Here is a 12,778-nt window from a genome sequence, read left to right as displayed (position 1 = left end):
AAAAAACTCAAAAAGGTAAAAAGTTTTCCTTCACGGCTCATAAAAGTCATTCTCTTATGATTTTGGGTTTAAAACCCTAATGCAGTTACATGTTAAGTCCTCACTATCTCTCTATGGGGATTTGTACCCTCTAGGATAGATTATTATCTTGCCAAAACTTAATCCTGTCGGTATATCCATTAAATAAGGAAGAATGACCCGGCAAAACCAACACTTTAAAATGATCTTCTCCATAGACAGGCCGTTAGCAATAATAATTTATGAAAAATACGCAAACTGAAAAGGTAAGTACAGAAACCGTTGAGGCATGGACAGATACACTTTTGGAGAAGAACCCGATTCTCGGTAAAAAATTAGATAAACTTCCTATAGATGAAAGGATAACTCCACGTGAGTTGTTTATTGAAGTTATTAAGTTTCTTTACTTAGTGTCTGCTTTTCAAATTAGGCTAACTCCATCATTAATTGTTGACCTGGGTTGGCATGAATTTATTCTCTTCACAAAAGCTTATGAAAAGTTTTGCCACCTAAAATTGGGAAAGTTTATTCACCATACGCCTGATGATGACAAGTCTTCAAACAATAGAAACTACATAAAAACAATCCAATGCTATATAATCTTTTTTGGGGAACCTCCAGTGCCTATTTGGGGAGAAGTATCTAAAAAAGAATGGATCGATTCTCAATGCGGATCATGTCAACCAACCTAAAATTTTACCCTATGTATTTTGAAGGAATAATTACAATAGACCCCTCTCATTTAACCAAAATTGAACGCAAAAAACCAACCAAAGCTTTTAAAAGAATGCTTTATTACATGACTTTGGGTGGGGTAACTGAAAAACAAGAAAGAGAAACATTTACAGCCGTTTCTATTCTCCAACAACTAAATATGGCTTTTTCCCAGAAAGGCATTTCTAATATCATTCGGTTATCTCATGATGATATTGATTTTTATCTCGATGATAAAGGAAAGAAAGATGATTTGAAGGAGGCCCTTGACCTTTATGATTTAAAACTGGGATCTGCCATGTCAACCCACTTTGACAATTTACTACTGGTCTTAGAACATGAAGATGAATTATTTAAATACCTATTGGAAGTCCAAATAAGTAGGAACCATAGTGTAGGAGAACATCCAATCGAAATTAAGTTAACGGGACTTCTAAAGGAGTTTTCTGCCAAAGAAGGTAATGTTAAGAGTAAACTTGAAAATGTATTTTCATCTCAGGAGAGTTATGACGAATTCAAAAGAGAAAAGCACCATGAATTCTCTTCTTTTATGAGTGACCTTATTTTATGTATCAAGAAATCCATAAATGTAGATGATATTCATTCGGAAATAAAAACCAAAATTGTTGTTTCAAAAACCAAGATAGAATCGAAACAGGATATTAGAAGAAACCAAGTGAATGGTTACCATGGTCTACATTACGGTTATTATGGATTTGATGATTTCCTTTTCTATTCTTTCCTATGGGCATCTATAGGACATGGACATTCTGTGATGCATTCCAATACTTACTATGAATCTGAAACTGGAAGTGAATTAGGGTACTTACAAGAGGTAGATAGCTCATCTTCCTATTTCGATGATTCAACAGCAGTGGAAGACCGAACAGATATTTTTTCTGAGAACGAATCTGAAGCCGGAAATGATTTATATGCTTCACAGACGGAGGATAACGCTTCTGCTAATTTTGATAACCCAACAGATATGAATGGTGGGGCTGAGATTTTTTCAGAATCGGATAACATAAGTTCAAATGCTTCATCTGGTAGTTGGTTTGATTTTGGGTCCTTCGGAAGTTCTGATTCCTCTTTTGACAGTTCATGTTCCAGTTGTAGCTCCTGTGCTTCTTGTGGAGGGGATTAACAATCAATATGGGGAAGCTGGATGTTAAGTACTTTATTGACGAAATAAGAACTATATACAAAAACCTTACTGTTTATTTTTTCTTTAATTATGAATTTGAACCCATTTTTTCTCCTCTCTTTCTTAACTTTTTTGTTCTCAGGCATATTAAATGCTAGCCCCACAAATAACAATGGAATAGATGTTTTGAATTATCATGTCTTTCTCGAACCTGATTTGAACAAAAAAGAGGTTAAAGGTTGTGTCCTCATAAAATTTAAAGCAGACCGCAAAAATGATAAAGTTATTTTTGATTCTGGAAATTTGAAGGTAACCAATTTTAAAGGTAAGGGGGTAAAAGGATTTGAACAGAAAGAAAATAAAGTATTCATTTCATTGGACAAAAACACAGCGAATGAATATGAGGTTGAATTATTTTATGAAGGAAAACCTGAAAAAGGAATAGTTTTCCTATCCTCTCCACAACAAATATACACTGTATATTACACCAGTGAATGGATGATTTGCAATACCTCACCTGACGATAGGGCCTCATTAAAAATTGATTTATTGGTACCCAATCAGTTTAGGGCAATTGCTAGTGGTAATTTGATTAACAAACAAACCCAAGGAGATAATAAGACCTTATATTCATGGAATCAAGACTACGAAACACCAACTTATACATACGGATTTGCAATGGGTTCATTTCATGAATACAAAGACCAATATCATGACATTTCACTAAATTATTATTCCCATAAGCATACCTCTCAAGAATTAGAATTGATCTTTAAAAATACCGAAGATATGCTTTCCTTTTTTGAACTTAAATCAGGAGTACAGTACCCTCAAGGTTCTTATACTCAACTAATAATGGGTAACCATTATCAAGAAATGTCGGGATTTGCAGTATTAAAAGAGTCTTATGGTGAACTTGTATTAACTGATAGCTCGGAGGCAAATCTAATTTCCCATGAGTTAGCCCATCAATGGTGGGGAAATATGGTCACATGCAAGAGTTGGAATCACTTTTGGCTCAATGAAGGATTTGCCACATTTATGTCAGCGGCGTATAATGAACACCGATTTGGGAGGAAAAAATACCAGGAAAATATAGATGCCTATTTTAATGTGTATGATAAAATCAGGAAGAAGGGAGCTGATAAACCGTTAGTTTTTCCTGACTGGACCAATCCCACTAAGGATGATAGAAACTTGGTTTATTTTAAAGGAGCCTATGTATTACATTTATTAAGGAAAGAACTAGGAGATGAACCCTTTTGGAAAGGAATTAAGTTTTTTACCCAAAAATTTTATGAGAAATCTGTAACCACAGAAGACTTTCAGTATGCCATGGAAAAATCTAGCAAAAGGGACTTAAAGGCCTTTTTTAATATTTGGATTTATTAATGCTTGGGAAAGCAAAGTGTTTGAAATCATTCCCGGTTAAGGGTTAAATAGAAATATTCACTTATTAAAAAGCATTTAGTAGCTTCTCTTAAAGTTATCCATATTAATTTCATTAATTCTACTTTCTAAAACCTGGAAATCTCCCAACCTATCCAAAAAAATAGCCGGCTCTTTTTATGAGCCGACTAATACCTAATCCTTTACAATTCCACCCTATATTTCCCTAAACCGTCACTTTTTTAAAAATAACTTCCCCTCAAACATAACCTATTTCCTTGTAACATAGTACTTATCTCCCCCATCTTCCATTAACAAACTGCTATTTGCAATTATCGCTTGTAATTGGCCATTTTGTTGTAGCTCCTCACTTGACCCGGTAGCATGTTGGATCAGCTGGTTATCCTGATTATAGATGTATACCTCCTGTGGAAAGATTAACAGGTTCTCCTCTTCGGGGCTTAAAGCATCATTGGCCAAAGCAAACTCTTCCTGAGGACCCAAGATCATTTCATAGGCCATCTCCTTAGATGTAGTGTCTACTTTTTTTAGATTTCCGGCAACGGCTGAAAAACTTACAATGAATGCTAAGGCTCCTATGAATGACATGATGCTTATGGGTTTTAACTGGTTTGTTGATACGATTTTCATAGCTGTATTTTGTTGGTTTTGATTTTTTAGTCTGTGCCAATTATAATTCAACTGCTGTGCCAGAACCTTAAGAACAGCCCTATACAGCCAATAGAGCCATATTCCTAAATTATCCCAATATAAATTATGTTCGGTTTTGAACAAGAACTGTTGTTAAAACGCACAGCTTCTTATTAAAAAGTAAAGTAGATTTTTTCTTCAAAGAGGAAGGGGGCAAAGGAGAATGATTTTCTGCAAAATGTTATGGATTTGTCATGCAAGAAAATGGGCCTGAGTAATTTTAAAAAAGTTTAGAGCTGTACCAACTGCTAGGAACTAATTAATATCAACTAACTTTACTAAAGGGCTCAAAATTTTAACAAAGTCACCTTTTTGCCTTAAAGGCATTTAAATTCTTTTCGAACAGTTCTAATTGTCTATCATTTTGATTTTTGGCACGTAAAACCGCTCTTTCATAATGCATTAAAGCTAATTTTTTCTGCCCATTTTGAGTTAAAACTTCAGCATAGCTATCATGAGCATTTGGAGAATTAGGAAAAAGAACCGTGCCTGCCCTTAAGACAGCCAAAGCCGCATCTACTTTCCCTCTATCCAAATAATCGTACCCCAATCTATTTAGCATGAATTTTTCCATATGTCCTCTTTCCAGTATGAGCTCTAAAAGATCGCAAACAGCTTTTTCATCTGCTTTCGATAGTTTCGCATTTTTTAGAATTTTCTCCAATTTTCGGAATGGAGTTTCTCTATACTTTTTTGCACTTTCTATTGCTACTTTTTTAGCTTCTTCCAGAGCCTTTTCTGCCGAAACTTTAATATCTGGTTTTACTCCCACACCTTCCCAGTTGGTTTGGGTTACAGGGTTAATGGAGCGTGCAACAGTAACAATAAGGGTGTAGTTCTTGGGGAGCCGTATAAAACTCACCGGATGTGCTCCCCCTCCTGTATTTTCCCCTATGATAATGGCACGATTTCTTGCCTGTAGATCGTATGCAAAAGCTTCAGCCGCAGAAAATGTCCTATTGCTAGTTAATATTAATAAAGGAACGTCCAGCCTCTGCATTCCCTTTACTGGAACGGTATGATATTCTTCCAATCTATTTGTTTTTCTAGTATATACTCCTGTTAGTGGAATATTCAATGGAAGAAAATAGCTACTTAAATAAGTTCCTACTGGCCCATTTCCCCCACTATTTTCTCTTAAATCAACAATAATGGCGTCGGCAGTAGCCAGGTATTGCATTAATGGATCTACTTTTAAGGTGTCCTCAACCCTAAATCCTTTTAAATGGATATATCCTACATTCCCCTCAAAGAAATTCACCTCCCCAAACCCTCCCGCCCGAAATTCCATCAAATTATTTAAATGCCAGGAATAAAAAGAGGGCCGAGGACCATGCCCAGTATTTCGAGGTCTTGGGGGAGCAATATTCAAATGTTTATCTTTTGTAATTTTTTGCATTTCTTCGGATAGTGCCTTTGCAAAGGCTTCCGAACTTTCAAAACCTTCAAAATATTCCTTTTGTATTAATTGATCCAAATGCTGATTAACTTCATGAGCCTTCTCCAGAAAAATATAATTTTCAATCATTAACTTTTGAACTTCCCTAATGACTTCATTTTTAGATTGGGATTGAGCCAAAAGTAATAAGGGTGTGAATACCATCAGACAAAGGAGCGTTAATTTCGTTTTCATAGTTTCTATTGGTAATTAATGGATTTATAATCTACTTCTTCAAGTACTTTTCCCTCTTCTAAATTCTGGATTAAGTTATCTATCATGGAGTAGGGTTTCTTCCAGCTTTTTTAAAGACCCCATTGAGCTTTGTGTTTCCTTTCGAAATCTTTTAAGGTGGCTGCCCTTTCAGTTTCAATGATACAGTTGAGTTTATCCCATGATTTGAGTTTGAGCATTGTTTTTAATTAAGTCTAAAATAAACATAAAATGAATTCGAATAGGTAAAAAATAGACCTACACCTAATACCGGCAAACATAAAGGGAAAACAAGTGGATAAATTTTAAAAAAGATAAATTAAGTTTTGATGATATATAACCCCATTAATAGGGTAGTAAGGAGGGCCATAGTTTGTAGCTAGTTCAGAGTAACTTTCTACGGCCTTCATCTATGAAACAGCTAATTTGGATTTAAATTTCGTAGCGAGCTCCCTTATATTTTCCATATAACTGAAATTTATAATTTTAAACCTAATTAGGATCCAAATTTTGGGATTGCTATTACTAAATCTACAATAAGCCATTACTAAAAAGGGAAAAAGTGAAGCTAAATAAATTGGTTTCTCCTTTCAAATTCTTTATATTTTGTTTGCTGAGTGTCTTAGAGTCAACACTACCTATACACTCACCGTTGGCAATTGTGTAAAAAATGTACTTTAACAACTATCACTACATTTGACATAGGGCTGTCACTTTTGCTTTCTACTTTTACTTCATATATTAAAACAAAAAAAAATTAAATATGAAACATGAATGGAGAAAAAAGGAAAAAGCAACCTATTTACCCAAAAATAAACCTGAAGTACTAGAGGTCCCTGAATACCAGTTTATTACCATTGAAGGAGAAGGTAACCCCAACAGTGATTTGTTTCCTGAATATATCCAAGTCCTGTATGCGGTTTCCTACGCCATAAAAATGAGTCCCAAAAAAGGAATAGAACCTAAAGGATATTTTGATTATACGGTTTATCCACTTGAAGGAGTTTGGGACATTAAGGAAGAAGCCAAGAAAACCTTTAAGGGCACAATTGACAAAAACGACCTGACTTTCAAGTTAATGATTAGGCAACCTGAATTTGTTGGTGAAGAGTTCGCCAAAAAAATGATTGACCAAACCAAAAAGAAAAAATCACTTGAATTATTGGAAAAGGTGAAATTTGAAAAGGTAAGGGAAGGTAAATGTATTCAAATGATGCATATGGGAAGTTACGACAATGAACCAGCTAGCTTTAAACAAATGGAAGATTTTGCAGAAAAGGAAAATCTTTCCAGAATATCGAAAGACCACAGAGAAATATACCTATCTGATTTTAGAAAAGTAACTCCAGATAAATTAAAAACTGTATTAAGATTTCAAGTAAAACCTAAATAAATTAGTAGCACAAACGCAAAGAGGTAAACACAAGGCTTGATTCCACCTTAAATTTTTTAATAGCCAAACTTAGGAAACCGACTACTATTTTACACTAACATAGAAGATAAAGCTCCACTTTAACCAAATATCAGTATGAAACAAACCTTAAATTTATTGCTAAAAACGTTCATCTTAGGAATCTTTTTCCAGATGCTCATCTTACCTCTTTCAGTGGGACAGTCCAAAACCCATCAAATAGATAAATTAATAAGCCAATATAATGAATATGGGCAGTTCAACGGCTCGGTGCTAGTAACGGAAAAAGGAAAAATAATTTTTAAGAAAGGCTTTGGAATGGCCAATATGGAATGGGATATTCCAAATAGGCCTGATACGAAACACCGATTAGGCTCAATTACCAAGCAGTTTACTGCGATGCTTATTGTTCAATTAGCCGCAGAAGGTAAAATAGATTTGCATGAACCTATCTCGACCTACCTCCCCGATTACCCCAAACCTAATGGAAATAAGGTAACCATTCATCATTTGCTTACGCACAGTTCTGGAATACCAAGTTATACCAGTTTTCCCAATTTCTTTAAAGATATTAGTCGCGATCCGTACAGCCCAAATGAGTTTGTGCAAATATTTGCCGATTCAACACTTCAATTCGCACCAGGTGAAAAATTCATTTATAATAATTCCGGTTATTTTTTGCTAGGAGTCATTATTGAAAAAATCACTGGAAAACCATATGAGGTAGTATTACAGGAGAAAATATTTAACCCCCTAAAAATGAACAATACGGGTTATGACCATCATAACGTCATCATGAAAAACAGGGCTTCTGCCTATGAAAAAGATGGGAGCTTTTTCATTAATGCTCCTTATCTTGACATGTCTATTCCATATGCTGCGGGTTCCATGTATTCAACGGTTGAAGATTTATTTCTATGGGATCAAGCTTTATACACAGACCAACTCCTTCCCAAAAAATATCTTGATTTAATATTTACACCCTACATTGAAGGCTTTGAGCAACAATATGGTTATGGGTGGATGATCGGCAAAACTCCCATTGGACAAACAACGGATAGTTTGCAGGTAATAGCTCACGGAGGAGGAATAAATGGATTCCATACACTAATTACCCGAATTCCTTCCGAAAAGTCCTCAATTATTCTATTAAATAATACGGGGCGTGCACCACTCGATGAAATGACTACTGCCATTACAGGAATTCTTTATAATAAACCCTATAAGTTCCCCAAAAAATCCATAGCCTATTCCTTATTGGAAGTCTTATTAGAAAAGGGCATCAAATCAGCACTTTTACATTACCAAGAAATTAAAGACTCCGATACTTATGGTTTAATTGAAGATGAAATGAATAGAATGGGTTATCATCTATTGCAAAAGGAAAAAGTGAAAGAAGCTGAAGTGCTTTTTAAGTTAAACGTAGAAGCATTTCCTAAATCGTGGAATGTTTATGATAGTTATGCAGAAGTGCTCATGGTTCAAGGGAAAAACGACAAGGCAATTAAAAATTACAAAAAATCGATTGAACTTAATCCTGCAAATCAAAACGGTAAAGAAATGTTAAAAAAGTTGGGAGTAAATTCAAATGAATGGGTAAAGAAATAATTGTTTCTAATAATGGACTGAAAAGCAATAATAAAAATTTGGCTTTCTATCCTCTTTAAACATTAATAATAATGAAAAAAGAAAAGGTCAAATCTGATTTTTATGAAGTGGTCATTGTGGGTGCAGGACTGTCAGGAATAGGGGCAGCTTATCATTTAAAAGAAACGTGTTCCCACCTAAAATTCACCATATTGGAAGCCCGTGCTTCTGTAGGTGGAACTTGGGATTTATTCAAGTATCCAGGCTTACGATCTGATTCCGATATGTACACTTTTGGTTACGCTTTTCATCCGTGGAAAAATCCCAAAGCAATAGCCGATGGACCCTCGATTTTAAAATATATTAATGAAACAGCAGATATATTTAACATCCGTGAACATATTCAATTTAACAAAAAGGTAATCTCTTCTTCTTGGTCATCATCCACAAAAAAGTGGACAATAGAAGTGGAATGTTCAACTACACATGAAAAAAAAATTGTGCAGACCAATTTTCTTTTCATGTGTAGTGGTTATTACAACTATGAGAACGGTTATGAACCCGAATTTCCAAATTTTGAAGCCTTTAAGGGCATCAAAATACACCCACAAAAATGGGATACTAATCTGGATTATAAGAATAAGAATGTCATTATCATAGGAAGTGGAGCTACTGCCATTACATTGTTGCCTGAGCTGGCAAAAAAGGCCAAAGAAGTTACCATGTTGCAACGCTCACCTACCTATATCATGAACCTCCCAAGTGAGGATGTCGTAGCTAATTTTTTAAAGAAAATTTTACCTGCAAAATTAGCTCACAAAATTTCCCGCTGGAAGAACATTCTTTTTAGTATTGGATTCTATAGAGCATCCCGAAAATGGCCCAAAACCGTTAAAAATTTCTTGAAGAAAAATATTAAAAAACAACTAGGGGGTAAATACGAAGACCAGCACTTTAACCCTAAATATAAGCCTTGGGATCAACGACTATGTTTAGTTCCTGATAATGACTTGTTCAAAACCTTAAAAGATAAAAAAGCAAAAATTGTAACAGACACTATTCGTTCTTTTACAACAGATGGAATAACTTTAAACTCAGGAGAACATTTACCTGCCGATATTATCATTACTGCCACAGGGTTAAAAGTTCAACTTTTTGGAGGCATGAAAATTACGGTTGATGGTACCCCTATAGACATAAATACAACACATGCTTACAAAGGGGTAATGTTAAGTGAAATTCCCAATTTTGCTTTGGCCATAGGATATACTAATGCATCTTGGACTTTGAAGTGTGACCTGAATTGCCAATTCATAGCAAAGGTACTCAATCATATGAAACAAAATAATTATTCGGTTTGCACCCCAAAATTTGATCCTAAAAAGTTGAGGTCGGAACGTTTATTAGATTTTGATGCGGGATACATTCTGAGAGCCAGTAATGTACTTCCCAAGCAGGGTTCAAAAACCCCCTGGAAAGTACATCAAAATTATATCAAAGATCTGTTTTCTTTAAAATACAGTAGGGTTACAGACAAGTACCTGGAATATCAATAAATGGGTTTATTTCTAAAAAGCAACATTAGATAAAATACCTTTGCTAACAAACAATAAATGGTATTACAATGCACTTTTTGGAAACTGTTAGCAATTGCAGTCGAAAAGATTTGGCTAACCAAATTGGCAAATTCAAAACATCATTAGAGGAATTTTATGAAAGCAATTGTATTCACAAAATATGGAACCCCTGATGTACTCCAACTCAGAGAAATACCAAAACCTACTCCCAAAGAAGATGAAGTCTTGATAAAAGTTCATGCCACAGCCGTAAACGACTGGGATTGGAGCTTCATAAGAGGAAGGCCATACATTCTTCGTCTTTTATTTGGGCTTCTAAAGCCAAAAGTTAATATACTTGGAGTGGAAGCTGCGGGAGTGGTAGAAAGGGTGGGTAAAAACGTAAAAAGTTTTCGGCCAGGAGATGAGGTATACGGGGACATATCTGAGTGTGGTTTGGGTGGTTTTGCTGAATTTGTTTGTGTGGATGAAAATGCATTAATCCTCAAACCGGCCAATATGACTTTCGAAGAAGCAGCGGCTATACCTCATGCTACAATACTGGCTCTTCAAAGCCTTGTAGATAGAGGAAAAATTCAACATGGGCAAAAATTATTAATTAATGGTGCAGGCGGAGGTGTTGGTACCTTTGGACTTCAAATTGCCAAATTATACGGAAGTGAAGTGACCGGAGTTGACAGCGCAGGAAAACTGGATATGATGCGATCGATAGGTTTTGATCTTGTGATAGATTACACAAAGGAAGATTTCACTAAAAATGGAAATCGTTATGATCTGATTCTTGATGCCAAAACAACTCGCTCACCTTTCGCTTATGCACGCTCATTAAAAGCTAATGGGACATATGTTACTGTTGGAGGCCACCTGAATCGGCTTTTCCAGATTTTTTGTCTGGGACCCTGGGTTTCTCTGTTCAGCAAAAAGAAAATACGAATCCTTTCTCTCAAACCAAATAAGGGTTTAAGTTATATTAATGAGCTTTTCACAACCGGCAAAATAAAATGCGTAATAGATGGACCCTATCAGTTAAATGAAGTCCCTAAAGCCATTCAGTATTTTGGAGAAGGGAAGCACAAAGGAAAAGTAGTAATTACAGTGAAACAGAACAACAATACTTGACCAATTAGAGAAATAACTTTGAAGGCTATTTTTTCGATCTATAATTTCACCAATCCAACTAAAAATTATATAAGATTTTTACCAAATTATATAACACCTTTCTTTGGCTTCAAGCTTACCTTTGGTTAATAACTAAAGTCAATTCTTAAAAGGTCCACCAAGCAAACTCCTTTACTTATACCTCAACCGTCATTAAGGAAATGAAAAACTTACCAAATAGCAGCGAAAATCACTTGATTAATCAAAGGATGGAGAATAAGCATCACATGATGTTAAACAGTGCTCTTGAATCCCTTAAAAATTGTAAAGCAGCTTTAGATAAAATTTCTAAGAGTTGTTGTATGAAAGAAAGAAGCACAAAAATGAAAGAAGCTTTTACAGCTTTGGAAGGATTAGTGAATACCTTAAATACAGCCTCCGAAAATCAGGATAAGGTTCAAAAGAGCATTGAAAAAATAGCTGAGTTAGGGTCAAAAATGGGTGCCCTATATGCAACTTGTTGTACTCCTATAAAAGCACCTCTTTATCAGGGAATATTTAAAGAATTAGGAATTGCACATAGGCGCATGTGGGAAATAATGGGAGTTAGCCACTAAAACATTGAAGATTTTTTTTATTAACCTTCATAATTGACGCCTATTGAAAATCACAATTCAATGCATAAAGCTTAGCTTTTATTTGGATATGGGTACACATAATAAATGTGTTCTTATTGGGATAAAATCCAAAAAGGCATTAAGCAGTCTCTGAGGAAGTTACTAAAAAAACAAGGCCTAAATACACTTATCCAGACCTTATTTTCTCTTTTAAACGTCGAATTAACCTATAATTAATATAACTAATTACACAAAATAAAGCACTATCTACACTGAAGTTTTTCAATTCATCAAACAACAATTATCCAAAATTCCAACTTTTCATTCGAATAATATAAAGTGGGACAGCTAAGCTAAAAATCAACACCCAAAAGATCTCTAATGAAGAGATAGTTAGATAAGTTAGATGGGGAAACTAATAGGATATACGGAACCCTCACTCCTATCAGCTTGCACTTTCTAAGGAAAATCACTTTCCATATTAGTGATATGCTTTTATAAAAAAATGCAGACACATTTAAAATATGTCCAAGCTTATAAGCTTTGGCCAAGCTCTTTTCCATCCAACCTAGAAGTAAATCCATGCTAAAGTACCACCCTCTCCCTAAATTGCAACTAAAACGAATGGTAGTATATACCCTGACTGTAAATTCCCATCCTTAAAGTCTAGCTTGACCAAACTCCTTTATTTGAAAACTGATTCCCTGGGATTATTTTAAAAAAATCAATTCCCTAAATTCCCATTCTACGCATATCTCACTTAGTGGTAAATGGTGGAAATTTTTAAATACTACTGAGATAGGAAATCGTTTAGTTAAGGTAATGGACTTAGAAATAAAGGGTGAGTAGATAGAGTAGGGA

The 12,778-nt window shown here is 34.9% G+C and carries 10 protein-coding genes; 8 read left to right on the top strand and 2 right to left on the bottom strand.

Going from position 1 to position 12,778, the window contains the following annotated elements; all coding sequences use genetic code 11:
* Nucleotides 1-260 precede the first annotated feature (260 nt).
* From E1171_RS17845 to E1171_RS17835, 3 genes are all read left to right on the top strand, one after another.
* On the top strand, nucleotides 261-710 hold the full coding sequence (locus E1171_RS17845) for a glycine-rich domain-containing protein (RefSeq protein ID WP_155207418.1): 450 nt from the start codon (nucleotides 261-263) through the stop codon (nucleotides 708-710).
* Nucleotides 671-1,876: a hypothetical protein gene (locus E1171_RS17840; RefSeq protein ID WP_187696525.1), complete on the top strand. Its 1,206-nt coding sequence runs from the start codon at nucleotides 671-673 to the stop codon at nucleotides 1,874-1,876. Before E1171_RS17845 ends, E1171_RS17840 begins: the two co-directional genes overlap by 40 nt.
* A 90-nt stretch (nucleotides 1,877-1,966) precedes the next feature.
* Nucleotides 1,967-3,268, top strand: coding sequence for a M1 family metallopeptidase (locus E1171_RS17835; protein ID WP_155207416.1), 1,302 nt, complete (start codon nucleotides 1,967-1,969; stop codon nucleotides 3,266-3,268).
* 267 nt (nucleotides 3,269-3,535) lie between these two features.
* On the opposite strand, the gene E1171_RS17830 is transcribed toward E1171_RS17835, so the two are convergent.
* Both E1171_RS17830 and E1171_RS17825 read right to left on the bottom strand, forming a co-directional pair.
* Nucleotides 3,536-4,060: a hypothetical protein gene (locus E1171_RS17830; protein ID WP_155207415.1), complete on the bottom strand. Its 525-nt coding sequence runs from the start codon at nucleotides 4,058-4,060 to the stop codon at nucleotides 3,536-3,538.
* Nucleotides 4,061-4,280: 220 nt separating this feature from the next.
* Nucleotides 4,281-5,609, bottom strand: a complete 1,329-nt coding sequence (locus tag E1171_RS17825; RefSeq protein ID WP_155207414.1) for a S41 family peptidase — start codon at nucleotides 5,607-5,609, stop codon at nucleotides 4,281-4,283.
* 781 nt (nucleotides 5,610-6,390) lie between these two features.
* Between E1171_RS17825 and E1171_RS17820 the strand changes: the two genes are divergently transcribed.
* From E1171_RS17820 to E1171_RS17800, 5 genes are all read left to right on the top strand, one after another.
* Nucleotides 6,391-7,020: a GyrI-like domain-containing protein gene (locus tag E1171_RS17820; protein ID WP_155207413.1), complete on the top strand. Its 630-nt coding sequence runs from the start codon at nucleotides 6,391-6,393 to the stop codon at nucleotides 7,018-7,020.
* A 135-nt stretch (nucleotides 7,021-7,155) separates the two neighbouring features.
* Nucleotides 7,156-8,646 carry a serine hydrolase domain-containing protein gene (locus E1171_RS17815; RefSeq protein ID WP_155207412.1) on the top strand — a complete coding sequence of 497 codons (1,491 nt, stop codon included), beginning with the start codon at nucleotides 7,156-7,158 and terminating at the stop codon, nucleotides 8,644-8,646.
* A 71-nt stretch (nucleotides 8,647-8,717) separates the two neighbouring features.
* Nucleotides 8,718-10,181 (top strand): flavin-containing monooxygenase, encoded by a 1,464-nt coding sequence (locus E1171_RS17810; protein WP_155207411.1) that lies wholly within the window; start codon nucleotides 8,718-8,720, stop codon nucleotides 10,179-10,181.
* 156 nt (nucleotides 10,182-10,337) lie between these two features.
* The gene (locus tag E1171_RS17805; RefSeq protein WP_155207410.1) at nucleotides 10,338-11,321 is read left to right on the top strand and encodes an NAD(P)-dependent alcohol dehydrogenase; all 984 of its coding nucleotides are present in this window, start codon (nucleotides 10,338-10,340) and stop codon (nucleotides 11,319-11,321) included.
* 200 nt (nucleotides 11,322-11,521) lie between these two features.
* Entirely contained in the window at nucleotides 11,522-11,917 is a 396-nt protein-coding gene (locus E1171_RS17800) for a hypothetical protein (RefSeq protein WP_155207409.1), read from the top strand.
* The last annotated feature ends 861 nt before the right edge of the window (nucleotides 11,918-12,778 follow it).

Source organism: Xanthovirga aplysinae, assembly GCF_009711365.1.
GTDB classification, from domain to species: Bacteria; Bacteroidota; Bacteroidia; order Cytophagales; family Cyclobacteriaceae; genus Xanthovirga; species Xanthovirga aplysinae.
The sequence above is the reverse complement of the archived record's forward strand: the minus strand, read 5'-3'. Positions and strand labels throughout refer to the sequence as shown.

What these genes read in the sequence shown, in the direction of transcription:
- E1171_RS17805 (WP_155207410.1), top strand. Translation starts at nt 10,338, where the DNA reads ATGAAAGCAATTGTATTCACAAAATATGGAACCCCTGATGTACTCCAA.
- E1171_RS17825 (WP_155207414.1), bottom strand. Translation starts at nt 5,609, where the DNA reads ATGAAAACGAAATTAACGCTCCTTTGTCTGATGGTATTCACACCCTTA.
- E1171_RS17845 (WP_155207418.1), top strand. Translation starts at nt 261, where the DNA reads ATGAAAAATACGCAAACTGAAAAGGTAAGTACAGAAACCGTTGAGGCA.
- E1171_RS17835 (WP_155207416.1), top strand. Translation starts at nt 1,967, where the DNA reads ATGAATTTGAACCCATTTTTTCTCCTCTCTTTCTTAACTTTTTTGTTC.
- E1171_RS17840 (WP_187696525.1), top strand. Translation starts at nt 671, where the DNA reads ATGGATCGATTCTCAATGCGGATCATGTCAACCAACCTAAAATTTTAC.
- E1171_RS17800 (WP_155207409.1), top strand. Translation starts at nt 11,522, where the DNA reads ATGAAAAACTTACCAAATAGCAGCGAAAATCACTTGATTAATCAAAGG.
- E1171_RS17815 (WP_155207412.1), top strand. Translation starts at nt 7,156, where the DNA reads ATGAAACAAACCTTAAATTTATTGCTAAAAACGTTCATCTTAGGAATC.
- E1171_RS17820 (WP_155207413.1), top strand. Translation starts at nt 6,391, where the DNA reads ATGAAACATGAATGGAGAAAAAAGGAAAAAGCAACCTATTTACCCAAA.
- E1171_RS17810 (WP_155207411.1), top strand. Translation starts at nt 8,718, where the DNA reads ATGAAAAAAGAAAAGGTCAAATCTGATTTTTATGAAGTGGTCATTGTG.